The sequence below is a fragment of the Streptomyces sp. NPDC048507 genome (assembly GCF_043199995.1).
GTDB lineage: Bacteria > Actinomycetota > Actinomycetes > Streptomycetales > Streptomycetaceae > Streptomyces.
This window is the reverse complement of sequence record NZ_JBICWZ010000001.1, coordinates 186037-211241: the sequence shown is the minus strand read 5'-3', so window position 1 is coordinate 211241 and position 25205 is coordinate 186037. Positions and strand designations below refer to the sequence as shown.

The 25205-nt window shown below is 74.5% G+C and carries 26 protein-coding genes and 1 tRNA gene; 15 read left to right on the top strand and 12 right to left on the bottom strand.

Features of this window, described 5'->3' with window-relative positions:
* Nucleotides 1-91: 91 nt before the first annotated feature.
* A complete protein-coding gene (locus ACGFXC_RS00975) occupies nucleotides 92-2149 on the bottom strand; it encodes a hypothetical protein (protein WP_393708223.1) in 2058 nt (685 codons plus the stop codon).
* A 284-nt stretch (nucleotides 2150-2433) separates the two neighbouring features.
* On the opposite strand from ACGFXC_RS00975, the gene ACGFXC_RS00970 reads away from it, so the two are divergent.
* Both ACGFXC_RS00970 and ACGFXC_RS00965 read left to right on the top strand, forming a co-directional pair.
* Nucleotides 2434-3036, top strand: coding sequence for a sigma-70 family RNA polymerase sigma factor (locus tag ACGFXC_RS00970; protein ID WP_393708222.1), 603 nt, complete (start codon nucleotides 2434-2436; stop codon nucleotides 3034-3036).
* Nucleotides 3033-4250, top strand: a complete 1218-nt coding sequence (locus tag ACGFXC_RS00965; protein WP_393708221.1) for a hypothetical protein — start codon at nucleotides 3033-3035, stop codon at nucleotides 4248-4250. Before ACGFXC_RS00970 ends, ACGFXC_RS00965 begins: the two co-directional genes overlap by 4 nt.
* Nucleotides 4251-4547: 297 nt before the next feature.
* On the opposite strand, the gene ACGFXC_RS00960 is transcribed toward ACGFXC_RS00965, so the two are convergent.
* From ACGFXC_RS00960 to ACGFXC_RS00950, 3 genes are read right to left on the bottom strand one after another with little or no spacing between them, the layout of a single operon-like run.
* Nucleotides 4548-5396 (bottom strand): helix-turn-helix domain-containing protein, encoded by an 849-nt coding sequence (locus ACGFXC_RS00960; protein WP_393708219.1) that lies wholly within the window; start codon nucleotides 5394-5396, stop codon nucleotides 4548-4550.
* Between the two features lie 14 nt (nucleotides 5397-5410).
* Complete coding sequence (locus ACGFXC_RS00955; protein WP_393708218.1) at nucleotides 5411-5926, bottom strand: DUF6879 family protein; 516 nt, start codon at nucleotides 5924-5926, stop codon at nucleotides 5411-5413.
* Nucleotides 5898-6152, bottom strand: a complete 255-nt coding sequence (locus ACGFXC_RS00950; RefSeq protein ID WP_393708216.1) for a hypothetical protein — start codon at nucleotides 6150-6152, stop codon at nucleotides 5898-5900. The genes ACGFXC_RS00955 and ACGFXC_RS00950 overlap by 29 nt, the downstream gene beginning before the upstream one ends.
* Nucleotides 6153-6338: 186 nt before the next feature.
* Between ACGFXC_RS00950 and ACGFXC_RS00945 the strand changes: the two genes are divergently transcribed.
* The 3 genes from ACGFXC_RS00945 (at nucleotide 6339) to ACGFXC_RS00935 (ending at nucleotide 7881) form a co-directional block, all read left to right on the top strand.
* The gene (locus tag ACGFXC_RS00945) at nucleotides 6339-6551 is read left to right on the top strand and encodes a hypothetical protein (RefSeq protein ID WP_393708214.1); all 213 of its coding nucleotides are present in this window, start codon (nucleotides 6339-6341) and stop codon (nucleotides 6549-6551) included.
* A 378-nt stretch (nucleotides 6552-6929) separates the two neighbouring features.
* Entirely contained in the window at nucleotides 6930-7361 is a 432-nt protein-coding gene (locus ACGFXC_RS00940; protein ID WP_393708212.1) for a hypothetical protein, read from the top strand.
* 73 nt (nucleotides 7362-7434) lie between these two features.
* The gene (locus tag ACGFXC_RS00935) at nucleotides 7435-7881 is read left to right on the top strand and encodes a hypothetical protein (protein ID WP_393708210.1); all 447 of its coding nucleotides are present in this window, start codon (nucleotides 7435-7437) and stop codon (nucleotides 7879-7881) included.
* 103 nt (nucleotides 7882-7984) lie between these two features.
* Here ACGFXC_RS00935 and ACGFXC_RS00930 read toward each other — a convergent pair.
* The 3 genes from ACGFXC_RS00930 to ACGFXC_RS00920 form a co-directional block, all read right to left on the bottom strand.
* Nucleotides 7985-8072: transfer RNA gene (locus tag ACGFXC_RS00930), tRNA-Leu, on the bottom strand.
* Nucleotides 8073-8224: 152 nt separating this feature from the next.
* The gene (locus ACGFXC_RS00925; RefSeq protein WP_393708208.1) at nucleotides 8225-8680 is read right to left on the bottom strand and encodes a hypothetical protein; all 456 of its coding nucleotides are present in this window, start codon (nucleotides 8678-8680) and stop codon (nucleotides 8225-8227) included.
* A gap of 177 nt (nucleotides 8681-8857) precedes the next feature.
* Nucleotides 8858-9799 carry a beta-ketoacyl-ACP synthase III gene (locus ACGFXC_RS00920; protein ID WP_393708206.1) on the bottom strand — a complete coding sequence of 314 codons (942 nt, stop codon included), beginning with the start codon at nucleotides 9797-9799 and terminating at the stop codon, nucleotides 8858-8860.
* A 205-nt stretch (nucleotides 9800-10004) separates the two neighbouring features.
* Between ACGFXC_RS00920 and fdhD the strand changes: the two genes are divergently transcribed.
* On the top strand, nucleotides 10005-10856 hold the full coding sequence (gene fdhD, locus ACGFXC_RS00915; RefSeq protein WP_393708205.1) for a formate dehydrogenase accessory sulfurtransferase FdhD: 852 nt from the start codon (nucleotides 10005-10007) through the stop codon (nucleotides 10854-10856).
* 17 nt (nucleotides 10857-10873) lie between these two features.
* Here fdhD and ACGFXC_RS00910 read toward each other — a convergent pair whose 3' ends face one another.
* The gene (locus ACGFXC_RS00910) at nucleotides 10874-11299 is read right to left on the bottom strand and encodes a (2Fe-2S) ferredoxin domain-containing protein (RefSeq protein WP_393708203.1); all 426 of its coding nucleotides are present in this window, start codon (nucleotides 11297-11299) and stop codon (nucleotides 10874-10876) included.
* A gap of 9 nt (nucleotides 11300-11308) precedes the next feature.
* The gene (locus ACGFXC_RS00905) at nucleotides 11309-12358 is read right to left on the bottom strand and encodes a bile acid:sodium symporter family protein (protein WP_393708201.1); all 1050 of its coding nucleotides are present in this window, start codon (nucleotides 12356-12358) and stop codon (nucleotides 11309-11311) included.
* Nucleotides 12359-12604: 246 nt separating this feature from the next.
* Here ACGFXC_RS00905 and ACGFXC_RS00900 point away from each other — a divergent pair, with 246 nt between their 5' ends.
* The 7 genes from ACGFXC_RS00900 (at nucleotide 12605) to ACGFXC_RS00870 (ending at nucleotide 21826) form a co-directional block, all read left to right on the top strand.
* Nucleotides 12605-13456 (top strand): LysR substrate-binding domain-containing protein, encoded by an 852-nt coding sequence (locus tag ACGFXC_RS00900; RefSeq protein ID WP_393708200.1) that lies wholly within the window; start codon nucleotides 12605-12607, stop codon nucleotides 13454-13456.
* Between the two features lie 113 nt (nucleotides 13457-13569).
* A complete protein-coding gene (locus ACGFXC_RS00895) occupies nucleotides 13570-15393 on the top strand; it encodes an AMP-dependent synthetase/ligase (protein WP_393708198.1) in 1824 nt (607 codons plus the stop codon).
* Nucleotides 15394-15535: 142 nt separating this feature from the next.
* Nucleotides 15536-16801, top strand: a complete 1266-nt coding sequence (locus tag ACGFXC_RS00890; protein ID WP_393708197.1) for an ABC transporter substrate-binding protein — start codon at nucleotides 15536-15538, stop codon at nucleotides 16799-16801.
* A gap of 9 nt (nucleotides 16802-16810) precedes the next feature.
* Nucleotides 16811-19648, top strand: coding sequence for an ATP-binding cassette domain-containing protein (locus tag ACGFXC_RS00885; RefSeq protein WP_393708195.1), 2838 nt, complete (start codon nucleotides 16811-16813; stop codon nucleotides 19646-19648).
* Nucleotides 19645-20421: an ABC transporter ATP-binding protein gene (locus ACGFXC_RS00880; RefSeq protein ID WP_393708194.1), complete on the top strand. Its 777-nt coding sequence runs from the start codon at nucleotides 19645-19647 to the stop codon at nucleotides 20419-20421. The genes ACGFXC_RS00885 and ACGFXC_RS00880 overlap by 4 nt, the downstream gene beginning before the upstream one ends.
* Before the next feature lie 123 nt (nucleotides 20422-20544).
* Nucleotides 20545-21393, top strand: coding sequence for an aldo/keto reductase (locus tag ACGFXC_RS00875; RefSeq protein ID WP_393708193.1), 849 nt, complete (start codon nucleotides 20545-20547; stop codon nucleotides 21391-21393).
* A gap of 7 nt (nucleotides 21394-21400) precedes the next feature.
* The gene (locus ACGFXC_RS00870; RefSeq protein ID WP_393708192.1) at nucleotides 21401-21826 is read left to right on the top strand and encodes an RICIN domain-containing protein; all 426 of its coding nucleotides are present in this window, start codon (nucleotides 21401-21403) and stop codon (nucleotides 21824-21826) included.
* A gap of 21 nt (nucleotides 21827-21847) precedes the next feature.
* Here the strand turns inward: ACGFXC_RS00870 and ACGFXC_RS00865 are convergent, their stop codons facing one another.
* Together ACGFXC_RS00865 and ACGFXC_RS00860 are read right to left on the bottom strand one after the other, a co-directional pair.
* Nucleotides 21848-22600, bottom strand: a complete 753-nt coding sequence (locus ACGFXC_RS00865; RefSeq protein WP_393708190.1) for a class I SAM-dependent methyltransferase — start codon at nucleotides 22598-22600, stop codon at nucleotides 21848-21850.
* On the bottom strand, nucleotides 22600-22905 hold the full coding sequence (locus tag ACGFXC_RS00860) for a 4a-hydroxytetrahydrobiopterin dehydratase (protein WP_362126897.1): 306 nt from the start codon (nucleotides 22903-22905) through the stop codon (nucleotides 22600-22602). The genes ACGFXC_RS00865 and ACGFXC_RS00860 overlap by 1 nt, the downstream gene beginning before the upstream one ends.
* Nucleotides 22906-23061: 156 nt before the next feature.
* Here ACGFXC_RS00860 and ACGFXC_RS00855 point away from each other — a divergent pair, with 156 nt between their 5' ends.
* Nucleotides 23062-23871 carry a helix-turn-helix domain-containing protein gene (locus tag ACGFXC_RS00855; protein WP_393708188.1) on the top strand — a complete coding sequence of 270 codons (810 nt, stop codon included), beginning with the start codon at nucleotides 23062-23064 and terminating at the stop codon, nucleotides 23869-23871.
* Here ACGFXC_RS00855 and ACGFXC_RS00850 read toward each other — a convergent pair.
* Nucleotides 23857-24282, bottom strand: a complete 426-nt coding sequence (locus tag ACGFXC_RS00850; RefSeq protein WP_393708186.1) for a hypothetical protein — start codon at nucleotides 24280-24282, stop codon at nucleotides 23857-23859. The genes ACGFXC_RS00855 and ACGFXC_RS00850 overlap by 15 nt on opposite strands.
* A 334-nt stretch (nucleotides 24283-24616) precedes the next feature.
* On the opposite strand from ACGFXC_RS00850, the gene ACGFXC_RS00845 reads away from it, so the two are divergent.
* Nucleotides 24617-25195: a toxin-antitoxin system, toxin component gene (locus ACGFXC_RS00845; protein WP_393708185.1), complete on the top strand. Its 579-nt coding sequence runs from the start codon at nucleotides 24617-24619 to the stop codon at nucleotides 25193-25195.
* Nucleotides 25196-25205: the final 10 nt, after the last annotated feature.

The window sequence follows — 25205 nt, the reverse complement described above, 5'->3', positions numbered from 1 at the left end:
GGCGTCCGGGGTCCGGACGGCCGTCCGATCGGCGTCCGGAGGCCGGTCCGGAGGCCGGTCCGGGCGCCGGTCGGACGGGCGGTCCGGCCGGTCAGTCGCGGCCGCCCGCCCCGCCGTCGAGGGCGGTGATCCGGGCGCCGCTCGCGAGCCGCGCCGTCAGGGAGACGGGGGCGCCCTCCGGTCCCGCGGGTGCGGTGAGACTGCGGCCGGCCGCCTCCGCCCGGACGGCGCCGCTCGCGGTGATGGCGGCGACCTCCCGGCTCCCGGCGGCCAGCAGGTACCAGCGGCCCGCCGGGGAGCGCCACCGGGTGCCCGCGAGCAGGTGCTGGCCGAAGCGGCCGCAGGCGGCGGTGGCCCGGGCCCGGGCCACCTCCTGCGGGGGCCCGGCGGGCGGGCGCAGCTGGACGAGGACGTCGCCCGGCCCGGCCCAGCCGGAGGCGCGGGTACAGCTCCAGACGGCCCGGCCGCCCCCGTCGGGGAGGTCGGTGCCGGCGAAGTCCCAGACGTTGACGGCCCGTACGCCGTCGCCGCGCAGGGCGCGCAGTCCGCAGGCCCCCGGCGCCCAGGCCGCGCGGGCGGCCGCTCCGGTGGCCTCGCGCGGCTGCCGGGCGGCCACGGCGCCGGGGCCGTCGGGCAGCGGGGTGTAGGTGAGGTGGACGGGGGTGAGGGTGCCCAGGTCGGCGAGGAGGAAGGAGTGCTTCTCGACGATGCGGGCGGAGGAGGTGAGTTCGACCACGGGCCAGGCGTCGCAGGCCCCGGCCTCGCGGGGGACGGCGACCGGGGCGGTGACTCCGTCCGCGGCGACCGTCAGGGGCCTGGTGGTGTCCCCCGCGCGGAGCAGGTCGCGGGTACCGGCGGAGGCGATCCAGGGCGCGAGCAGGTAGCGCGCGGCCGTCCCGTCGGGGGCCCGGGTCAGGGTGAGGGCGGCCGCGGTGGTGACGCCCGCCTCGTCGGTACGGGCGAGGTCGAGGGTGCGCGCCGCGCCGCCGGATCCGCCGGTGCCGGACCCGCTGCCGCCGGACCCGCCGCCGCCCCGTTCGGGTTCGGTGTAGCGGACGACGCGGTCGCCTTCGGCGTCGAGCAGGACCACCACGGCGGTCGCCGCTCCCGCGTCCCGCCCCGGGGCGGCGGGCACGTCCCCCGCGTACAGCAGGCGCGGCGGCCGCCCGGGCGGGTCGGTCGGGGTGCCCGGCGCGGCCGTGGTGCGGACGCCCCCGGGCCGGGCCGCCCAGGCGCCCAGGGCCCGGGTCAGCAGGGCCCGGTCGGCGGTGCGGGCGCCCCGGGCGGGCCAGGCGGTGAAGTCGACGCGGGCGGTGTCGGCCCAGGCCTCGGCGGGTACCCGGACCAGCCGGGCCGGGTCCATCACCCCCGCGGCCACCGGCCCGGCCGCGGGGGCGGCTTCGGTGCGCGGGGGCGAGCCGTCGGCGACGAGGACCCCGCCGACCAGGGCCACCACGGCCGCGGCGGCCCACCCGGCGCGGACCCGGCGGCGGCGGCGCAGCAGGTCGGTGGGGCGGGCGCTGACCACGCTGGCGTCGAACTCCGGGTTCAGCAGCGCCGGCGGGAGGGGCTCGCCGGCCGCCACGGCCTGGGCTTCGCGGACGGCGTCCGGCCCGGGCGCTCCGGCAGCGCCGAGGAGCCGGGCGACGGCCTCCTCGGGCAGTCCGTCCAGCCGGTGCAGGACGAACGCGGCCCGGACCGGACCCGGCGCCTCCGCCAGCAGCCGGGCCGCCTCGTCGATGCCGCCCGCCGGGGGCCACAGCCGCAGCCCCCACACGAAGGGCGGGGCGGGCGGCCAGCCGGTCCGGGCCAGCAGACCGCGGGCCCCGCCCGCCGGGGCGAGGGCGGCGCGCAGGACCCGTACCCGCAGTTCCTCCAGCGGGCCGCCGGGGCTGTCGGGGCTGCCCGTTCCGCCGGGGTCGCGGCCGCCGCCGGTGCGGGGCAGGGCGTGCTGGACGGCGCGGTGCGCGAGGAGGACCCGGGTGTGCCGACCGAGGGAGGGCGGGAGGGTCACGTAGGCGAGGCGCACCAGCCGGGGGTACTGCTCGACCAGGACGGCCTCGGCCCGCTCGACGGCCCCGCCGCCGGGGGGCGCCGGGGACGGCGGGGTGGTCTCGGGCTCGGAACCGGATCGCGGTGTTGTGGCCACGACCGGACAAACGAGTGAATCGTGGGATGGTCACACGCCACCGGGGCCGTCGCGCCCCCTGAGGGACCGTCAGCCGCCACCGGACACCGGACCGACACCGGACCGGCACCGGACCGACACGGGACCGGCGGTTCCGGATCGGAAGCCCGACCGCCGCCGGCCCGGTCGGCATCGATCACCAACCGGCCATCACCGAACGTAATATTTCCAGGTTTCTCCTCTGCGCCCTCCGCGTGCGCCCGCGCTGCTTCCATGGACCCGCACAGGGGATGAGGTGGGGACCGGTGAACGATGGCGGACCGGAGGAGTCCGGCGGGGCCGTGGGACTGCCCAGCCGGAGGCGGCAGCCGACGCCCGTGAGCCAGTGGGATCCGAGCGCGCGCCTGTCGTACTGGGCCTTCCACGCCAACCGCCGGCCCGCGTACATGCGCTTCGCGTACCTCCAGCTCGGCTCGGACGCGGCCGCCGAGGACGCCGTGGACGCCGCCTTCGCATCGATCATGGACGAGTGGCTCCGCATGCTGCACATGGACCGGCTCGACGCCTACGCCTGGACCGTGCTCAAACAGCGGATCGTCGACGGCGGGCGGCGCCGGGACCCGCGCCGGCGGCAGCCCGAACCGATGGACACCACCGCCTTCGAGGCGGCCCTCAAGGAGGCCCACGCCGACCGGTACGAGGTGCTCGCCGACACCATCCGCTTCTACTCGGCGGTCTCCCGCCTCGCCGAACGCCAGCGCGACACCGTGATCCTGCGCTACGGGCTCCAGTGCACCCCCGGCGAGGCCGCCGCCGTGATGGGCGTCGACGAGGCCACCGTCCGCTCCCAGCTGGGCCAGGCCCACCGGCGCCTCGCCCGGCTGCTCGCCGTCTCCGCCGGATCATGAGGCCCCGCGAGCACACCGGCCCACCCGCCGGGCCGCCGCGCGCCCTGGCCGAGCTCCTGGCGCGGGCGGGCGTGCGCGAGCGCTACCCGCACTACGACCTCGGCGCCGCCGAGTCCCGGCTGCTGCGCGCCCCCCGCGCCCCGGACGCCCCCGCACCGGCGGTCCGCAACCGGCGCCGCCCCTTCGGATGGAGCGATCCGGCCCGCGACCGGCCCCTCGACTCCGAACGGGCCCGCCGCGACCTCAAGGCCGCCTGCCTCGCCGTGGTCTGCGACCCCCGCGCCGGGCAGGACCTCGGCCGCTTCCTCGACGGCGGCCACGCGGACCCGCCCGGCGCGGCCGTCTTCGGCTGCCTGCTGCACCTGGCGGGGCTGCGCGAGGGCTCCCGCTTCTGGTGGCAGTTCGCCGCGGGCGCCGGGACCCAGCGCACCGCCCCCGCCGCGTACTGCCTCTTCCTCGACCACTCCCGGCGCGGCGAGCACCACGACGCCCGCCTCTGGGCCCGGGAACTGGGCCGCCGCGGCTTCCGGCCGGGCGGCCGCCGCGAACTGCGCGAGATCCGGCTGTGCGCGCAGGCCGCCGTCCTGCGCCACGTCGACCGGCTCGACGACCCCGACCTGGGCCCGGTCCCGCTGCCGAGACCGGGCCTGCCCTCGGTGCTCCCCGCCTTCCTCCCCCCGCCCGCGGCCCGCCGCCCCCACCCGGAGCCGGCCTCCGCCGCGCGCGGGACGGCCGTCCGGACCGGCTCCGGCGACGCCCTGGCGCACGCGCGGCGCGCGCTGGCCGTCGTACGGGTCCTGGAGCGCCACCCGCTGGGCGTCCGGGCCGCCCGGCTCGCGCGCGAGTCGGGCCTCACCGAGCGGGCCCTGCGTCCCCTGCTGACCATGCTGTGCGAGGAGGGGTACGCCTGCCGTCCGGGCGCGGGGGTGTACGCGCGCGGCCCGGCCCTGGAGCGGCCCGGCGCCCCCCACCACCGCCGGGCCCGGCTCACCGCGCGGCCCCCCACCGACGGCCGGACCCCGTTCGGCGCCGTGGCGCCCCGGGGCCCCGCCTTCGACCCGCGCGCCTACCTGGTCAACGACCCCGTCACGGCGGCGGCCTACCTCTTCGAAGCCGACCCCGACCCGTACCGCCTCGCCCTCCCCCGCACCGTCACGGACATCACCCCGAGCACTCTCCCCCACCCCGACGGCCTGGTGGTCCTGCGCATGTGAGACCGCCCGACGGTGGCACAGGGGCGGGACGGCAGGCGTTGAGCCGGATGACCTTGGCGCGGCTCCGGAGGCGGCGATCTTCCGCTGGAAAAGCAAAAAACCCCACACGAAGTGGGGTCTCAGCTGGTGTCCGAGGGGGGACTTGAACTCTCCACTCGGGCACCAGCCTCTTACTCAGCTGACCTGCATGAACGCCCCCGTGGAGGTCGTCCAGGGCCTGCCACGGTTGGTCACTCTCACCTGCTGCTTCTGCCTGTTTCAGGCCGCTGTTGGTCATGCGTTGGTCACGTGACCAACTCAGTCCAGGGCCGCCAGCGCACCTGTTATGAGAGATCGAGCAGCAGCACCCCGGGCGGCTCCTTGTGAGAGCCGTTCGAAGGCTCTGGCGTACAGCTCGACTTGGCTGGGCTGCATGAGGGTGGAAGCGGCATCCAGACTGTCCGCATGCACCCTGGCGTCATCGAAGATCGTGAAAGTGGGCATCGGCCACACGGTCCGCTGTGCCGAGAAGGGAACGATGCCCACGGCGACATTTTGGAGATCCATCACCCCGAGTAGGTGGCCAAGCTGCGCCGCCATGGTCTCGGCACTGCACAGGCGATACCGCAATACGGACTCCTCCAGGACGAACGAGAACCGGCGTGCGCCGCTGCTCAGCACCGCGTTACGCCTTATGCGGGCCGCCACGGCCTCACTCACGTCGTTGGGGGTTCCCCGGAAGTCCGCGATGGACGACAGAAGGGCAGCGGCGTAACCGGGCGTCTGGAGGAATCCGGGGACGACGTCGGAAACGTAGACCCGGAACGCTTTGGTTTGTTGGTATAGGTCGCCTGTGGACTCTTGCAGGCGACGAAGACCGCTTCGCTGGAGTCCTCTCCACTGCACGTGAGCATGGGCGGACTGCCTGTTTGCCGCAATCAGGTCAGAGGTCTGATCGTCTGCCGAGCAGGCTCGGCACCACGCTTTGATGTCCGCGTCGGATGGTGGGGTCTTGGCGTTCTCGATTCTGGACGACTTCGACTCGGACCAGCCGCACCTGACAGCCAGCTCCCGCCCGCTGATCCCTGCATCCTTCCGGATCTCGCCCAGACGCCCGGCAAGGTCTTCGCGGGCCTTCTGCACGCTGGAAGAGGGGTGTGGGGACATGGAGCCGGCCTTCGTCAGATCTCGTACAGGTGGTGCGGGATCGCTCGCTCCCAGACCGCCTTGAAAGCATCGGAGCACAGCTTCACGGCTTCCGGGTCGGCCGTGATTTCGTCCTCCACCACCACTCCGTCACCCGAGAAGTGGTGCACTCGGAGAAGCGCGCCATCGAACAGCCAGAAGTCGTTCCCTGGCAGGGGGACGCTCGTGGCCCGTCGCCGTGGCAGCCACCGGACCTCCTCGCCAGCAGCAACGTTGGCGTGGGTGACGTAGTGCTCCCAGCGGATGTATTCCGAGACGGGCTCGGAGACCACCCGGGCCCGGCGGATCGCCACGCCCCGGGCCACGGTATCCGTGATCAGCTGGTCATAGGAGTGCCACCAGGATTCGCGGTCTTCCCACTTGATCCGCTCACCCCGCCTCCACGCCTCGAACCGGTCCGTCGGGGCGTAGGAATCACGCAGCTCCAAGTGGACGGCGGACCGCTCGCACTGGCCAAGCAGCTCAGCGAAGCTGGGCACGCTCGACGGCATCACATGCCTCCCTGATCATCGGAATCATCCGGGCCGGAATCCTGACGATGGCTTCGCTCTCGGGTACCGGACCGTTCGCGGGACTACTCCCCTCGCACTCCGCCTGAGTCTCGGGGGTCGGCTTCCATCCCTGCAACAAGATCTCCTGAGCTTCTGCATCCGCCCACACAGTGGGGCAGTGGTCCCGGTCAGTGTTGGGGTCGATACCCACGAACTCTACGGCCATGGATGGCTCCCTGGTCTAGGTGCTTGCTCGGGCTTGCATGAGCTTGGCTGAGCAGCAGAGACAGCGTCAACAGGGCTACCAGCCAAGCAAATTGACGTGCAAGCTGATGCAAGTTTGTGGAGCCCGCGACTGCTCACTTCCTAGGGTCCTCGCATCGACCTCGGAAGCAATCGGGAGGGGCGCGACATGGCAAGGGCGACGAAGGCGGAGGCCCTGGAGCTTGATCGGGATGGGTGGGAGTACCTGACCTACGCACCCGGACATGAGTGCTACGCCTGCCACCGGCCCATCCAGTCCCTGGAGCCCGTACGCCGACGCGTCGTGGACCGCACGTCGGGTCCGCCGGCCACCGTGTACCGGCACAACAAGTGCCTCAGCGCTCAGGCTGTGGCCGCCTGATGGAGATACAAGCGTGGCGGGATGGCCGCTACGGCCTCGGGCCGTGACGCCCGGACCCGACCCGGCAGACACCAGCACTCACCTGATCCCGGGCGTGACCTATTGCGGCACCTGCATTGGGCGTCGAACGGTCTGGTGTGACTACTGCTGCGGGTTCGACTTCGAGCAGTGCCGCATGTGCAAGCTCGGCCGCCGCAGGTGCCCCGACTGCGCCGGAGGGAACGCCCAGCGGATTCGCTGGTGATGCCCGACCGCGACCGAGAGGAGGTGAAGCGATGACCGACCCCGGAGAGAAGGACGGCGGCGAGAAGTTCCCGCCCCCGCCCGCCGCGTAACCAGCCCCCAACCGTTGAGAGAGGGAATCCCACTGTGACGACCATGCTGGAATCACCCGTCGCCTTACGGCACGGTCGGGACCTCGTCAGTCCCGAGCTGTTCGAGAAGGTGTCGGAGTTCTGCGCGGAGGAGTACGGACACGAGCTGTCCACCGCCCGCCGGATCGTGGACCAGGCCCTTGCCTTCCTCAAGGTCATGGGCGACACCCGCGCGTTCGACATGACCCCGTCCGACGCCGTGGACCCCGGATGGCACTCGTTCGTGCTCCACACCCAGGCATACGCCGCCTGGTGCGACGAGCAGTTCGGGTTCTTCCTCGGACACGAGCCCGGGGCCACCGTCCGCACCCGCCCGCTGATCGGTTCCGTGGTGGACCGCGTCAAGGCCGCCGGGTTCCACGTCGATGACCGGCTGTGGGGCGCGGCGAGGGACTGCAACCCGCCCGCGTGCTGCGGTGACGGCGACGGCTGCTGATCCACTCTCACCGAACGGAAGCGGTCCGGGCGTGGCTAAGGCGCCCGGACGGCCACAGCCAAGGGTTCCAAGGATGAGCGGCAATGACGAGGGCCTGACCGGACGCAGTCGGGTCACGGTGTTCGCGATGTTCGGCACGGTCTTCGGCTACGCCACCCACCACCTTGACGACCGGCGGATCGGAGAGGTGGCCGTCATCGGCCCCTTGAGCCCAGGCGTCGAATGGCCCCGGCTCTGGCAGATGGCCCGCACCTGCGGCAGGCCGGCCGCCAAGGACGCCGAACTTGCGCAGTGGATTCTGATCCAGGCAACGCGCTCGTTCGTCTGTGGCAGCGACCGCATTGCCCAGTTCCAGGACCAGGTCTGGAGGTTGGAGCCCGGCGGAAAGCGCGTCGGCTTCGATTCCCCCTACGCCCACCGAGACCACCTGTGGACCGGCAACCTGACCGTGGACAGCCTCAGCCCTGATCAGGTAGCCGCGCGCCCTTCGCTCCACGGAACGCAACCAACGGCCCGGTGAACCTCCACGTCAGGCCGGGGATGCCAGGCCGGGTCGGCTCGCTCCGGAGGGGGCGATCTTCCGCTGGAAAAGCAAAAGACCCCACACGAAGTGGGGTCTCAGCTGGTGTCCGAGGGGGGACTTGAACCCCCACGCCCGATAAAGGGCACTAGCACCTCAAGCTAGCGCGTCTGCCATTCCGCCACCCGGACCAGGTGGTCGGCCCCGGTTTCCCGCGGCGACATGGACAACAATAGCAAAGGATCGGCGGGCCTCCGACCACTTATCCGGGCGGCCGGACGGCGGACGCGCCGCGCTGACCTGCGGGCATGCCCAGCGGGATGGGCGAGACGGGGCGTCTCGGTCACTGGCCGGCGCCGTTCCTGATCCAGTCGTCGTTGCGCTGCCAGGCGTAGAGGGTGTCGCCTTCGGTATACGCGTAGTACAGGCCACAGCGCGCGGTGGCCCTGTCCTCGGCGTCCTTGGGGAACCAGGACGCCGTCAGCTCCGGCTCGCCCGCGCCGGAGCCCGGGGCGCCGGTGCATCCGGGCGGGAGGCCCGGGGTGCGGAGGGTGGCCTTCAGGAGGCGCTGGCCGCCGGTGGTGCCCATCGCGTACTCCACGGACGTCGCGCCGTCCGGGAGCCAGCGCGGGACGGAGGCCCGGGCGCCCTTCGCCTCGGCGCCGGTCGCGTAGCCGCCCGACTCCTGGTGCCGGCCGCCGTACCAGTGGGCCGCGGCCGGCAGGGCCACCACGGCCGCCAGGCCGACGACGATGACGCTTGCGGCGGTGGTCAGGGCGAGGGTCCTGCGGCGGCTCATGGGGATCGTGCTCCTGGTGTCGACGGGCGGGACGGAGTGCGTACTGCCATCCTGCGGCGGGCCGGAGCCGGCAGGCATCAGTCCGGCGGGCCACATCCGCTCCCTCTCAGGTCGCACGCGCCACAGGCCCGGCCCCGGGGTGGGGACGGGCCTGCGGGGTGCGATGCGGGGTGCGGACTACGGGCAGCGGATGACCTGACCCGCATAGGAGAGGTTGCCGCCGAAGCCGAAGAGGAGGACCGGGGCGCCCGAGGGGATCTCGCCGCGTTCCACCAGCTTGGACAGGGCCATGGGGATGCTGGCGGCGGAGGTGTTCCCGGAGTCGACGACGTCGCGGGCGACGACGGCGTTCACGGCCCCGATCTTGGCCGCGAGGGGCTCGATGATGCGGAGGTTGGCCTGGTGCAGCACGACGCCGGCCAGGTCCTCGGGGGTGATCCCGGCCTTCTCGCAGACCTTGCGGGCGAGCGGCGGGAGCTGGCTGGTGGTCCAGCGGTAGACGGCCTGGCCCTCCTGCGCGAAGACCGGGGGCGTGCCCTCGATGCGGACCGCGTGCCCCATCTCCGGCACCGAGCCCCACAGCACCGGGCCGATGCCCGGCTCGGCGCAGCCCTCGACCACGGCCGCGCCCGCGCCGTCGCCGGTCAGCACGCAGGTGGTGCGGTCGTTGTAGTCGGTGATCTCGGTCATCTTGTCGGCGCCGATGACCAGCGCGCGGGTGGCGGCGCCCGCCCGGATCGCGTGGTCGGCGGTGGCCAGGGCATGGGTGAAGCCCGAGCAGACGACGTTGATGTCCATCACGGCCGGGCCGCCGCCCATGCCCAGTTTGGCGGCGACGCGCGCGGCCATGTTGGGGGAACGGTCGATGGCCGTGGAGGTGGCCACCAGGACGAGGTCGACGTCGTCCGGGAGCAGCCCGGCGTTCGCGAGGGCCTTGCCGGCGGCCTGGTAGGCCAGCTCGTCCACCGGCTCCTCGGGACCCGCGACGTGCCGGGTCCGGATGCCGACGCGGGAGCGGATCCACTCGTCATTGGTGTCGACCATGGCCGAGAGGTCCTCGTTGGTGAGCACTTTCGCGGGCTGGTAGTGCCCAAGCGCCACCACGCGTGAACCGGTCATGGGCGGGGTCCCCCTTTGTACGGCGGTCAGGATCACCCAGCTTGGCCTGCTACTGGTGGGTACGGGTGCGCGTGACCCAACAGGATTCCCACACCGTAATTTGGAGAATTCCGAGCAACTTGCTGCCGGGAGCGCCGTGCACCGTGGATCCGGGAGAATGTGCTCGTCAGGTGCACGACCACGAGAGAACGGGTGGCTGATCGCCATGGGACGGGTCACCGAGCGGCGCCGCGTCGTGCGGATCCGGGGCGGGGCGGTCGTCATGCGCCCCGACACGCTGGTCGCGGAGGAGCCGCTGGAGATACGGCTGAACGGCAAGCCGCTGGCCATCACGATGCGGACGCCGGGGGACGACTTCGCGCTGGCCGTGGGTTTCCTGGCCAGCGAGGGCGTCATCGCGCACGCCTCGGACGTCCGGGCCGTGACCTACTGCGAGGGCGCGGCCGAGGACGGCTCCAACACCTACAACGTCGTCAACGTGCAGCTGGCCCCCGGAGTGCCGGTGCCGGACATCACGCTGGAGCGGAACGTCTACACCACCTCCTCCTGCGGACTGTGCGGCAAGGCCAGCCTCGACGCGGTCCGGACGGCGACCCGGTTCCCTGGGCTGGCCGGGGATCCCGTACGGGTACGGGCGGAGCTCCTGGCCGAGCTGCCGGACCGGCTGCGCGCGGCGCAGAAGGTCTTCGACCGCACGGGCGGGCTGCACGCCGCCGGGCTGTTCACCATCGGGGGCGAGCTGCTCGACGTACGGGAGGACGTGGGGCGGCACAACGCGGTGGACAAGATCGTGGGGCGGGCGCTGCAGGCCGGGCGGCTGCCGCTGGCCGGTGCGGTGCTGCTGGTGTCGGGCCGGGCCTCCTTCGAGCTGGCGCAGAAGGCGGTCATGGCCGGCATCCCGGTGCTGGCGGCCGTCTCGGCGCCGTCCTCGCTGGCGGTGGACCTGGCGGTGGAGGCCGGGCTGACGCTGGTGGGCTTCCTGCGGGGCCGTGACATGAACGTCTACGCGGGCGAGCAGCGCGTGATCCTGCCCTCCGGCCCCGCCTCCCCGGCCTGAGGCCCGAGGCCCGAGGCCTAGCGGCGGCGGGTCTTGCGCGGGGCCGGGGACTGCTTCGGTTGCGGCGGGTCGATGCGGTGCAGGTCCAGGGTGGCCGGCAGCGGTGCGACACCCGGGCCGCCGGACTGCGCCCAGGCGATGACCTCGTCGGTCGCGGTGTCGTCCAGGGCCCAGCCGAACCAGGCGGCCCGCGCACCCCGGCCGCGGGCTTCGCTGGTGGGCTGGACCACGATGACGTTGGCCTGGGCGCAGGGCCCGAGGCAGTCGCTGGTCCGGACGGCCAGCCGCCCCTCGGAGGCGGCGGCGGCCTCCCGCAGGCGGGCGAGCTGGCCCGCATGGTCGGTGCCGGGGTTCTTGCGGGGGTCCCCGCAGCAGCAGCCGCGGCAGACCACGAGCGTGCAGGGGCGCGGGGCGCGGGCGGCGAGCGGGCGTATCCAGGTCACCGACGCACGTTACCGGCCCCGCGCGGCGGGGTGTTGGGCCGGGGGCGAGACCTCCGCCACACGCGCGCCGGGGAGTTCGGGCTCCAGCGGGTCCCGGGCGCGGCGCCGGGCCAGGACGGCGCAGACCATCAGCTGCATCTGGTGGAACAGCATGAGCGGCAGCACCGCGAGGCCCGCCTGGGCCCCGAACAGCACGCTGGCCATGGGGAGTCCGGCGGCCAGGCTCTTCTTGGACCCGGCGAACTGGATCGCGATGCGGTCCTCGCGGCCGAAGCCGAGCCGGCCCGCCCCGTACCAGGTGACCAGGAGCATGACGGTCAGGAGTACGGCCTCCACCGCCAGCAGGGCCGCCAGGCGCGGGAGGCTGATCTGGTGCCAGACCCCGGCGGCCATGCCCGCGCTGAAGGCGGCGTAGACGACGAGCAGGATCGAGCCCCGGTCGACGTAGCCGAGGACCGGCTTGTGCCGGACGAGGAAGGCGCCGACCCGGGGGCGCAGGAGCTGGCCGAGGAGGAACGGCAGCAGCAGCTGGACGACGATCTTGAGGAGGGACCCGGCGGAGAAGCCGCCCGCGCCCGAGCCGAGCAGGGCGGCGGCCAGGAGGGGGGTGAGGACGATGCCGGCGAGGCTGGAGAAGGATCCGGCGCAGATCGCGGCGGGCACGTTGCCCCGGGCCAGGGAGGTGAAGGCGATGGAGGACTGGACGGTCGAGGGGACCAGGCACAGGAAGAGCAGCCCGCTGTAGAGGGGCTGGGTGAGCAGGCCGGGAGCCACCCAGCGGGCCGCCAGGCCGAGCACCGGGAAGAGGACGAAGGTGCAGGCCAGGACGGTGAGGTGGAGGCGCCAGTGGCGCAGGCCGTCGAGGGCTTCGCGGGTGGAGAGGCGGGCTCCGTAGAGGAAGAAGAGCAGGGCCACGGCGGCGGTGGACGCGCCGTCGGCGACGGGGGCGGCGGCGCCCCGGGCGGGCAGCAGGGCGGCGAGGCCCACGGTGGCGAGCAGCGCGAGGACGTACGGGTCCAGGGGCAGCCGGGCGGGGAGGCGGGGGCGGGGGCGTCGCATGGTCGGTGCTCACTCGGTGTCGGGGCGGCGGGGGCGGGTCGGCGGGCGGGGTGGATCGGCGGACGGGGCGGGTCGGCGGGTCGGCGCAGCGGACGGGTCGGCGCGGCGCGGCGGGCGGGGCAGGAGGGCCGCCGGGGGCCGCCCGCGGGCTCCCCGTTCATGCTCGCCGCTGCGCGCCCATCGGGAAACACGCACACCACACTCACTGTCATCACGCAACGCGATGGGCCGCCCTATGCTGGCCCCATGTACGACCCCGTCCAGCTGCGCACCTTCCTCACCGTGGCCCAGACGCTCAGCTTCACGCAGGCCGCGGCCCGGCTCGGCGTGCGGCAGTCCACCGTCAGCCAGCACGTGCGGCGGCTGGAGGAGGCCACCGGGCGTCCGCTGTTCGCCCGCGACACGCACAGCGTGGCGCTGACGGAGGACGGCGAGGCGATGCTGGGGTTCGCGCGGACCATCCTGGAGGCGCACGAGCGGGCGGCGGCCTTCTTCACCGGGACCCGGCTGCGCGGGCGGCTGCGGTTCGGGGCGTCCGAGGACTTCGTGCTGACCCGGCTGCCGGAGATCCTGGAGGGGTTCCGGCACGAGCACCCCGAGGTGGACCTGGAGCTCTCGGTGGAGCTGTCGGGCACCCTGCACGAGCGGCTGGACGCGGGCCGCCTGGACCTGGTGCTGGCCAAGCGGCGCGGCCCGCAGGACGAGCGGGGCCGGCTGGTGTGGCGGGACCGGATGGTGTGGATCGGGGCGGAGGGGCTGCGGGTGGACCCGGAGCGCCCGGTGCCGCTGATCGTCTTCCCGCCGCCGGGGATCACCCGGGCGCGGGCGCTGGAGGTGCTGGAACGGGACGGGCGGGCCTGGCGGATCGCGTGTACGAGCGGCAGCCTCAGCGGTCTGGTCGCGGCGGCCCGGGCGGGGCTCGGGGTGATGGCGCACACGCGGGGGCTGATCCCGCCGGGCCTCGTCCGGGTGTCGGGCCTGCCGGAACTGGGGCCGGTGGAGTTCGCGCTGCTCCTGGGCCGCCGCCCCGCCCCGGCGGCGGAAGCCCTGGCCGCGGCCGTCCTGAGGGGCGCCGACCGGCTGAGCCGTCCGGCCTGAAGCGGGCCCCGCCACCGCCGCCGTAGGGATCTTGTGGAGGTTTCCCGGGGGGTGCCGGCCGGCGGGGTGGGTGGGGTAGCGTCGCGGCGCCCAGCACGGAGAGGAGCGGGATGTTGCGCGAGTTCACCGTGCCCCCCGTGGTCACAGGAGCGCCGGTCGGCGGTCTGGCCGACGTCGTCTTCCAGCACGCGCAGCAGGATCCGCACCGGGTCGTGCTCGGGCGCAAGACCGGCGGGACCTGGTGCGACGTCACCTCCCTGGAGCTGGCCGGCGAGGTGCTGGCGCTCGCCAAGGGACTCCTCGCCCAGGGGATCCGGTTCGGGGACCGGGTGGCCGTGATGTCCCGCACCCGCTACGAGTGGACGCTGTTCGACTTCGCGCTGTGGTCGATCGGCGCCCAGCCGGTGCCCGTCTACCCCTCTTCCTCCGCCGAGCAGGTGCACTGGATCCTCTACGACTCCTCCTGCACCGGGTGCGTCGTGGAGGACGAGGACCAGGCCATGACCGTCGGCTCGGTGATCGAGCGGCTGCCGCAGCTGCGGATGCTGTGGCAGCTCGACGCGGGGGCAGTGGCGGAGCTGGTGGCGCAGGGCGGATCGGTGGCCGAGGACGTGGTGCACCGCCACCGCCGGGCGGTGACCCCGGACGCCGTCGCCACCGTGATCTACACCTCGGGCACCACGGGCCGCCCCAAGGGGTGCGTGCTCACCCACGCGAACTTCATGTTCGAGGCCGACACGATGGTGACCCGCTGGGAGTCGGTGTTCCAGGCGGGCGGCGGGGAGCAGCCGTCCACCCTGCTCTTCCTGCCGCTGGCGCACGTCTTCGGGCGGATGGTAGAGGTGGCCGCCGTACGGGCCCGGGTGAAGCTGGGACACCAGCCGGTGATGGCGGCGTCCGAGCTGCTGCCGGACCTCGCCGCCTTCCGGCCGACCTTCGTGCTGGGGGTCCCGTACGTCTTCGAGAAGGTGTTCGCGGCGGCCCGCCGCACGGCGGAGGCCGAGGGGCGCCGGGGGCCCTTCGACCGTGCGGTGGAGACGGCCGTGCGGTACGCGGAGGCCCGCGAGCAGAAGCAGTTCGGCACCGGGCCGGGGCCCTCCGCCGGGCTGCGGATGGAGCACCAGCTGTTCGAGAAGCTGGTGTACGGGAAGGTGCGCGCGGCGCTCGGCGGCCGGGTGCGGCACGCGATGTCGGGCGGCTCGGCGATGTCGCGGCGGCTCGGGCTGTTCTTCGAGGGCGCCGGCATCACCGTCTTCGAGGGGTACGGGCTGACGGAGTCCTCCGCGGCCGCCACCGCGAATCCGCCCGGCGCGACGAAGTACGGGACGGTGGGGCGGCCGATCCCGGGCTGCACCGTGCACATCGCCGACGACGGGGAGGTGTGGCTGAGCGGCGGCCACGTCTTCTCCGGGTACCTGAACGATCCCCGGGGCACGGAGGAGGTGCTGCGCGGCGGCTGGCTGGCCACCGGTGACCTGGGGCGCCTGGACCGCGACGGGTACCTGACGATCACCGGCCGCAAGAAGGAGATCCTGGTGACCTCCAACGGCAAGAGCGTGGCGCCGACGGCGCTGGAGGAGCGGGTGCGGTCGCATCCGCTGGTGTCGCAGTGCGTACTGGTCGGCAACGACAGGCCGTTCATCGCGGCGCTGGTGACCCTGGACCCGGAGGGCATCGCGCACTGGCTGTCGATGCGCGGGCTGGCGCAGCGGCCCGCCGAGGAGCTGGTGGGCGACGCGGAGCTGGCGGCGGAGGTGCGGCGGGCGGTGGTGGCGGCCAACACGCTGGTCTCGCAGGCCGAGGGGATCCGGGCCTTCCGGGTGCTGCCCGGGCAGTTCACCGAGGAGCGCGGGCTGCTGACGCCGTCGCTGAAGCTGAAGCGGCGGGCGATCGAGAAGGCGTACGCGCGGGAGGTGGCGGCGCTCTACCCCTCCTGAGCCGCCACCGGGCCGTGACGCCCGGTCCGCCCGGCGCCCTGCACGTTTCTGACGGTCCGTCATTCCACTCCGTCCCGGATATTGACGACCCGTCAGGTCCCGCACAGAATGCGGGGATTCCTACCGGAGGGGATCACCGCCCATGTCGCGCACCGTCCGTGCCCTGGCCGCCGCAGCGGCCGCCCTCGCGCTCGTCTCCGCCTGCAACTCCGCCTCGAAGCAGGGCGACCCGGGCAAGCCCGGCGCCTCCGCCGGCAACACGCGCGGGGTGAGCGCCGACGCCGTCAAGGTGGGCGGCATCGTGTCGATGACCAGCGCCAGCGGCTACAGCAAGAAGGACACCGACCTCGGGGCGAAGGCCCGCTACCTGCGCGCCAACGCCGAAGGCGGCGTGGGCGGACGCAGGATCGACTACATCGGCGCGCAGGACGACGGCCAGGACCCGGGGAGGAACCTGGCGGCGGCCCGCAAGCTCGTGCAGCAGGACAAGGTCTTCGCCGTCTCCCCCATGAGCTCGGTGACCTTCAGCGGCGCCGACTTCCTCCAGCAGGAGAAGGTGCCCACCTTCGGCTGGGGCACGCTGCCCTCCTTCTGCGGGCCGAGCTACCTCTACGGGTTCAACGGCTGTCTGGTCCCCTCCCCCGGCGGCACCCTCAACCAGACCTGGCCCGAGGGCATCGCGAAGGTCCTCGGCGGGGCCGCCGGGAAGTCCGTGGCGATCATCGCCAACGACAGCGACGCCGGGAAGTTCGGCATCCGCACCTTCCAGCAGGGCTTCGCCGCCGCCGGGTTCACGGTCTCCTACGCCAAGGCCTCCGTACCGGCGACGGCCGTGCCCAGCGACTGGTCGGCGTACGTCCGCGAACTCCTGGCGGGCGAGGGCGGCAAGGCGCCCGACGCCGTCGTCTCCGTCATGCAGACCCCGAACAACATCGGGCTGTTCACCGCCCTCAAGCGGGCCGGCTACCGCGGGGTGCTGAGCGACCCCACCGACTACGACCCGGGACTGCTCGCCAAGGACGCCACGAAGCAGGCGCTGGACGGGGTCCACGTCCTCCTCCAGTTCGAGCCCTTCGAATCGACGGACCCGAAGATGGCGCAGTTCAAGGCCGACATCAAGGCGGCGGCCGGCGGCCAGGACGTACCGCTGAACATGCACATGTTGACCGGGTACATGTCGGCCGACCTGTTCGTGTCCATCGCGAAGAAGGCGGGCCGGGACCTGACCGTCGAGTCCTTCCAGGCCGCCGCGCAGGGCTTCTCCGACCCCGGGACCCTGGTCGGCGACCGGTCCGAGCCCAAGGGGCAGAAGGACAGCTTCGGCTGCGGGGCGCTGGTCCAGCTCAAGGACGGGGCGTACGAGGTCTCCGTACCGTTCGCCTGCCACGAGCCCATCCCCTTCAAGTAGGGCCCCGGCATGGGAGATCTGCTCGTCTTCGTGCTGAGCGGCCTGGTCTCGGGCGCCCTGTACGCCCTGCTGGCCACCGGGCTGGTCCTGTCGTACTCGGCGTCCGGCCTGTTCAACTTCGCGCACGGGGCCACCGCCTACCTGGGCGCGCTCGTCTTCTACGAGCTGCACTCGGGGCTCGGCTGGCCGGCGGTCCCGGCGGCCCTGCTGGTGGTGTGCGTCCTGGCACCCGGGCTCGGGTGGGGGCTGGACCGGCTGATGTTCCGGCGGCTCGCCCGGGTCGGGGAGGCCGCCCAGATCGTGGCGACCATCGGGCTGCTCGTCGCGCTCCCGGCGGCCGGGCTGTGGACGGTGGAGCTGCTCGCGGACGCGGGCGTCCCCGTCAAACCGGCCGAGAACCAGTTCGGACTGCCCGGGGTGGGGCCGAGTCCCGCGACGTCCTGGCGGCTCGCGGACGGCATCGGCGTGGACTCCGACCAGCTGATCACCTGGGTGGTGACGGCCGTGGTGGCGGTGGCGCTGTGGGTGCTGCTACGGCACACGCGGCTCGGGCTGCGGCTGCGGGCCGCGGTCGACGACCGGTCGCTGACCGAGCTGCGCGGGATCAGTGCCGACCGGCTGTCGTCGGTGGCGTGGATGATCGCGTCCGGGCTCGCGGGCCTGGCGGGGGTGCTGGCGACACCGCTGCTGGGGCTGTCCGCGCACGACTTCACCCTGTTCCTGTTCGTGTCGGCGACGGCCGCGGTGATCGGGCGGTTCGCGTCCGTGCCGCTGGCGTTCGCGGGCGGGCTGGGGCTCGGCGTGGTGCAGAACCTGGTGGCCGGGTACGCCTCCTTCGCCGAGTCCGTCACCGGGTTCAGGACGGCGGTGCCGTTCCTGATCCTGTTCGGCGGGCTGCTGGTGCTGACCCGGCGGGCCCGGACGGCGGGGGTCGCGGTGGTGGAGACGCCCGCGCCGGACCCTCTGGCGGGGGCGTCCTGGGGGCGGCGGTGGGGGGTGTGGGCGGCGGGCGGCGGCCTGCTGTGCACGGCCTTCTACACCGTCACCACCCCCTTCTGGAGCGGGCTGCTCGCGCAGGGGCTGGCCATCGGGCTGGTGTTCCTGTCCTTCACGGTGGTGACCGGGCTCGGGGCCATGGTCTCGCTGGCACAGGCCACCTTCGTCACCGCCGCGGCGCTGGTGGCGGGGCTGCTGATGAGCCGGGGCTGGCCGTTCGTGGCGGCGCTGGCGGCGGGCACCTGCGTGGCCGCCCTGCTGGGGGCGCTGGTCGCGCTGCCCGCGCTGCGCCTGGGCGGGCGGGCGCTGGCCCTGGCCACCCTGGCTCTGGCGTTCCTCGCGGACCAGGTGCTGTTCCAGATGCGGTGGCTGCGGGGCGGGGACGCGGGCTGGGCGGTGCCCAGGCCCGTGGTGGGGCCGGTGGACCTGTCCGACGACCGGGCGCTGGGGGTGGCGCTGGTGGTGCTGGTCGCGCTGGTGGCGGCCGGGCTGAGCGCCCTGCGGAACTCGCCGTCGGGGCGGGCGATGCTGGCCGTACGGTCCGCTCCGGCGGCGGCGACGGCCTCGGGGGTCTCCGTACTGCGCACGAAGCTGCTGCTGTTCACGCTGTCGGCGGGGCTGGCCGGATTCGGGGGCGTGCTGTACGCCTCGTACAACACCCGTATCACCGCGACGGACTTCACCGCGATGACGGGCCTGGTGTGGCTGGCGGTGGTGGTCGCCGCGGGCGTGCGCAGGCCCGCGTACGCGGTGGTGGCGGGCCTGGTGTTCGCGGTGGCGCCCAGGCTCCTGGCGGACTACGTCACCGATTCCTCGCACCTGCCGGTGATCCTGTTCGGCCTGGCCGGCCTGGCCCTGGCCAACGACCCCGACGGCTACTGCGCGGCGCTCCCGCTCCGCCTGGCGAAGCGCCGCGCGGCGGCATCGGGGCGGAATACGGCCGTCCCGGCGCCCCGTACGGCGGACGCCGCGGACCGGCCCCCGGCCCCCGCGACCGGCCCGGAGACCGGGACCGGCCGGGGCCCCGGGACCGGAGCGGACCGGGGGCCCGCCGGTGGCGTCCGGGGGCGGGGCGCGGCAGCGGCCCGGCCCCGTCCCGGCGCCGCCCGGGAGCGGGACCCCGCCGGCCGTGCGGGTGCGGGGCCCGGACCCGGCGGGGCGGCCGCCCTCGAACTGCGCGGGGTCTTCGCCGGGTACGACGGCGGGACCGTGCTGCGCGGCGTCGGGCTCGCCGTGCGCGGCGGGGAGGTCCTCGCCGTGCTCGGCCCCAACGGGGCCGGGAAGAGCACCGCCTGCCGGGTGGCCGCCGGGCTGCTGCCCGTCGCGGGCGGCTCGGTCCTGGTCGCCGGGCGGGACGCCACCCGTGACGGCCCCGTGCGCCGCGCGCGGGCCGGGGTGCTGCTCGCCCCCGAGGGGCGCGGGATCTTCCCCGCGCTCACCGTCGAGGAGAACCTCGCGCTGTACCTGGCGGACCCCGCCGAACGGCACGCCGTGTACGACCGGTTCCCCCGCCTCGCCGAGCGCCGCGCGGCCGCCGCCGGCGCCCTGTCGGGCGGGGAGCAGCAGATCCTGTCGCTGGCCCCGCTGCTCCAGCGGCCGCCGGCCGTGCTGATCGCGGACGAACCCTCGCTCGGGCTCGCCCCGCGCCTGGTGGAGGAGGTGTACGTGCTGCTCGGCGAACTCCGCTCGTCCGGCACGGCGTTGCTGCTGGTGGAGGAGAGGGCCGCCGAGGTGCTCGGGATCGCCGACACCGTGGCCTGCCTCTCCCGGGGCGAGGTCTCCTGGTGCGGCCCCCGGGCCGAGGTGGAGACGGACCGGCTGACCGAGGCCTACCTGGGGACGGCGCCGTGAGCGCGGGCGGGTACGTACTGGAGGCGCGCGGGGTCACCGTGCGCTTCGGCGGGGTCACGGCCCTGACCGGCGTCGGCCTCGGCGTCCGGGCCGGGGAGGTGTGCGGGCTGATCGGCCCGAACGGGGCCGGGAAGACCACCCTGTTCGACGTGTTGTCGGGGATCCGGCGGCCGGACCGGGGCCGGATGCTGCTGGACGGGACGGACATCACCCGCCGCTCCCCCGTCTGGCGCTCCCGGCACGGGATGCGCCGGACCTTCCAGCGCCAGCAGCTGTTCGGGCAGCTCAGCGTGGCCGACAACGTGCTCGTCGCCCAGGAGTGGCGGGGCGGCGGGGGCGGGCTGCCCGCCGACCTGCTCGCGGCGCCCGGCCGCCGGGCACGGGAACGCACCCGCCGGGAGCGCGCCGAGCGGGTGCTGGCCGACTGCGGGATCGGCCCGCTCGGGCCCGCGTCCGCGGCCGGGCTGCCGGTGGGGCAGGCCCGGATGGTGGAGCTGGCCCGGGCGGTGGCCGACCCGCCGCGGGTGCTGCTGCTGGACGAGCCCGCCTCGGGGCTGTCGGCGCCCGAGCGGGACCGGCTGGCCGCGGTGGTGCGGCGGCTGGCCGAACGGGAGGGCTGCGCGGTGCTGCTCGTCGAGCACGACGTGGCCTTCGTGATGGAGCTGTGCGCACGGATCGTCGTACTCGACCTCGGCAGCGTGCTGGCCGAGGGCACCGCGGCCGAGGTCCGGGCGAACCCCCTGGTCCGGGAGGCGTACCTGGGGTCGGCCTGAGCGGCCGCCCCCGGGGAAAGACCCACCGGATGGCGGGAATACGGCGTACGAGGGGCCGGTTGTGGCCCCTCGTACGCCGTGGCACGGGCCACACCGCACCGATCCCCGAGGGAACGACCCCACGTGAACCAGGTCCCCACCATCAAGCTCAACAACGGCACGCTGATGCCCCGGATCGGCTTCGGCGTCTGGCAGGTCCCGGACTCCGAGGCCGAGCGGGCCGTCGGGACGGCGCTGGAGGCCGGCTACCGCAGCGTCGACACGGCGGCGGTCTACGGCAACGAGCGCGGCACCGGCCGGGCCCTGGCCGCGTCCGGGGTGCCGCGCGAGGACCTGTTCGTCACCACCAAGCTGTGGAACGGCCCGAAGCAGCGCTGGGGCCGCGACGAGGTGCTGCGGGCCTTCGACGAGTCGCTCGGCAAGCTGGGCCTCGACCGGGTCGACCTGTATCTGATCCACTGGCCGCGTCCGATGCGCGAGGACTTCCTTGCGATCTGGCAGACCTTCGAGGAGATCGCCGCGAGCGGCCGCGCCGGGGCGGTCGGCGTGTCGAACTTCCGTCCGGCGGACCTGGAGCGGCTGGCGGGCGAGAGCGGCCTGGTGCCGGCCGTGAACCAGATCGAGCTGCACCCCCTCTTCCCGCAGGAGGAGCTGCGCGCCCTGCACGCGGAGCGCGGCATCGCCACCGAGGCCTGGTCCCCGCTGGGCCAGGGCAAGGAGCTGCTGACCCTGCCGGCCGTCGCCGCCGTCGCGGCCAAGCACGGCCGCAGCGCCGCGCAGGTGGTGCTGCGCTGGCACCTCCAGCTCGGCAACGTCGTGATCCCCAAGTCGGTGACGCCCGAGCGGATCCGGGAGAACCTGGACGTGTTCGGCTTCGAGCTGGACGCCGGGGACCTCGCGGCGCTGGACGCCCTGGGCGCGAGCGCGGCGGGCCGCCGGATCGGTCCCGACCCGGCCGTCTTCGACGTCTGAGGGCGGCGTGGACCTTCCGGACGGGATCTACCGGATCCGCAACGTCGGCAGTGGGCTGGTGCTCCAGCTGGAGGGCGCCTCGCGGGTGCGGGTCGGCCCGGACGGGCCGCCCGCGCCGGCGGCCGCCCGCCGGTGGCGGATCTCGCCGGTGCACAGCGGCGGCGGGATCTTCCACGTGGTGAGCGAGGACAACGGCCGCCGCCTCGACGTCGCGAACGCCTCGACGGACAGCGGTGCCCGGGTGCAGGTGTGGCGGGCCAACGCGTTCGGGGCGCAGGAGTGGCTCGTCGAGGAGCACCTCGACGAGCCGGGCGTGGTGTCCCTGATCGCGTGCATCAGCGGCCTCCCGCTGGAGGCCGACGCGCAGGGCGCGGCCCGCCAGGGCGAGGACACCGACTCCCCCTCCCAGTGGTGGCGCCTGGAACGGGCGTAGCCCCGGGCCGGGGAGCCGGGCTCAGCCGCGGACGAAGCTCCGTACGCGGTACGTCGGCTCCGCGCGCGGGGCGTCCTGCCCGGGCAGCTCCGCCAGCCGGGCCGCCAGCAGGGCCGCGGTGGTCCCGCGCGGGCTGATCCGCGAGGCGTAGCGTCCGGCCAGCAGATCGGCTGCGGTGGAGCGCGGGGTGCGGCCCTGGCCGTGGCCGGTGAACCGCGTCTCGCGGTCGGGGCGCAGGCCCGCCCGGGCCGCGTACGCCTCGACCTCGTGCGAGGCGTCGGCGGGTCCGGTCGTCAGGTGCGGGGCGAGCAGGGCGTCGATGTCGCTGCCGACGTCGTGCGCGGCGTCCTTGTCGACGGTGGTGACGAGCACCCCGCCGGGCCGCAGCACCCGCCCCGCCTCCGCGACCAGCTCCGCGACGGCGCCGGGGCCGCGCAGCAGGTGCAGCAGCCAGACGGCGCTGACCGCGTCGAGGCAGGCCGGGCGCAGCGGCAGCCGGCTCCCGGAGGCGAGGACGGTGCGGACGCCGCGCCGCGCGGCCGTCGAGGCCATCCCGTACGAGGTGTCCGCGCCGAGGACGGTGAGCCCGGGCCGGGTGAGCCGGGCGGTGACGATGCCGGTGCCGCAGCCGAGGTCGAGCAGGGTGCGGGCGGGGTCGGGGAGCAGGCCGAGCACCGCCGCGGCGGCGGCTTCGGCGCGCGGGACGCCGCCGCGCGTGGCGTCGTAGGCCCCGGCCTCGGCGTCGTAGTCCAGCAGCGGTCGCGCTGCCCGCATCAGGCGGCCCCGTGGGCGGGGGCGAGGGCCTCGACGCGTTCGGCGAGGCCGAAGTCCTTCTCGGTGACGAGGCCGCCGGCGTCGTGGCTGTTCACCGCGAGGCGGACGGTGTCGTAGCCGAGGGTGAGGTCCGAGTGGTGGTTCAACTCGTCCTGGACGACGGCGATGTGCGCGACCAGGGCGCTGGCGGCCCGGTGCGTGGCCAGCCGGTAGGTGCGCAGGATCCGGTCGTCCTCGAAGGCCCAGCCGGGGAGCTCCCGCAGCCGGTCCTCGATCTCCTTCTGCGAAAGCGGCTCGCTCGGCATCCGCGTTCTCCCTCCGTGTGACGTCCGGTCAGTTTCCCACAGGGACCGCCGGTGGGACCCCTTCGCGCCCCGGTGCGCCCGGGCGCACCGGCGCGTTCGCGCGCCCCCGGGGACCGCGGCGGGCCGCGGCGTCGTCCGCTCGGCTACCGTCGGGGCATGACGACGGCGAGTGTGGGTGCGCTGCTACGGGCCTGGCGGGAGCGGCGGGGGGTCAGCCAGCTGGAGCTGGCGGGGCGCGCCGACTCCTCGTCCCGGCACATCAGCTTCGTGGAGACGGGCCGGTCCCGGCCGAGCGAGGAGATGGTGCTGCGGCTGGCCGAGCACCTGGACGTGCCGGTGCGCGACCGCAACGCCCTGCTCGTGGCGGCCGGTTACGCCCCGCGGTACGCGCACACCCCGCTGGACGCGCCCGCCATGGGGGCGCTGCGCGAGGGCATCGAGCGGCTGCTGACCGGCTACGAGCCGTACCCGGCGCTGGTGGTGGACGGGACGTACACGGTGGTGGCGGCCAACCGGGGCATCGCGATGCTGCTGGACGGGATCGACGAGGATCTGCTGGAGCCGCCGCTGAACGCCATGCGGCTGACCCTGCACCCGCGCGGGCTCGCGCCGCGGATCCGCAACCTGCGGCAGTGGCGCGGCCACCTGCTGGAGCAGATGGAGCGGCAGATGGCGCTGGTGCGCTCGGAGCCGCTGCGCGCCCTGTACGAGGAGGTCGCGGCCTACCCCGTCGCTCCGCGGGACGAGAAGGGGGAGGACGCGGGCGGGGCGGAGGCCGGCGGACAGGGATACCCGTGCTTCGCGCTGCCGCTGCGGATCGAACACGGCGGGCAGCTGCTCTCCTTCGTGTCGTCGGTGTCCACCTTCAACACGCCGCTGGACGTGACCGTGGCCGAGCTGGCCATCGAGACCTTCCTCCCGGCCGACCCGGCGACGGTGAAGTACCTGCACTCACTGGGCTCCTGAGCCCGCCGGGCGCAGGGCCAGCCACTGCAGGAGGGCGAAGGCGGCGACGACGAGGGCCTGTGCCGGGATCCACACCGCTCCGGCCACGGTGGGCGAGAGCCACAGGAGGGGCGCGAGCAGGCTGAGCACCGGCCAGGCGCAGTTGGCCCCGATGACGCACCGGACCAGCGGCACGGGCGGCCGCCGCCGCGCGGCCAGCAGGCCGACCCCGGCGCCGTAGCCGGTCAGGGCCAGGCCGAGGACGAACAGGACCGGGCGGTCCACGCCGAGCAGCCGGCCCAGCGGCCCGGCGAAGAGGGCGTAGGCGAGGCCGTTGCCGGCGGTGACCACCGCGTCGAGGGCGAGGAAGCGGCGCAGCGCGGCCTGCGGGGCGCTCGTACGGGCGAGGGTGGCGCAGAGGGTCGCGGACATGGCGGATCGGCCTCCGTCGAGGGGTGGGTGCGCGGGCGGGTACGGACCCCGGGGCCGTGTGCGCGGCCCCGGAACCCTTGCCCCCACCCTGCCCGGGCGCCGGGGCGGGGTCGATTACCTCCGGGGTCAACCCGGCGGGCGGCAGCCCGGCGGCCGGGGCCCGCCGCACGGGTTCCGCCTTTTGGGCGGGTGCTGGTTGGGCGGCGGGAGCGGGGCTAGGCTGCGCGGAGCCAACCACTCGAACGTCTTGTCGACAAATGGAGAATGACCCGGTGCGAGCCGCCGCCCGACCCGAACCCGCCGTGGCCCCGGACCCGGCCATGGGGAGGGCGTCATGAGGACCACCCGGGAGATGCGCGGGCTGGGCGCCGAACTGCTGGCCGAGGTGCGCGGCGCGCCGCCCGCCGACGTCGCCGGACTCCTGCGCGCCCTGTGCACGGCGTTCGGGCGCCGGCGCGGCGGGCGGCCGGTCGACTTCCACTTCACCGCCTTCCCGCCGGAATCGGCCAGTGGGCTGTGGCTGGAGCTGGAGGACCTCGACCTGATCGTCATCGAGGAGCGCACGCGCCCCGAGCACCAGATCGTCATCGCCTGCCACGAGCTGTGGCACGTCGCCGAGGGCACCGGCTACGAGCTCGGGCCGGGCATGGCGGTGGCCGCCCGGCTGACGGCGCGCCACGCCTGCCTCGCCGAACTGCTGGCCCGCGAGGGCGGCCTGGACGCGGTGGTCCGGCAGGCCGCCGCCCGGGCCGACCAGGGGGATCCCGCGGAGATCCGGGCGGAGACCTTCGGCCTGCACGCGGGCATGCTCCTGCGGCCCTACCTGCCGGCCCCGCGCGAGGACCGCTTCCCCGGGGCGCTCGAACGCATCAACACCTCGCTCGGCTGGGGAAGCCCCACGTCCCGCGGGTGACCCGCCCCGC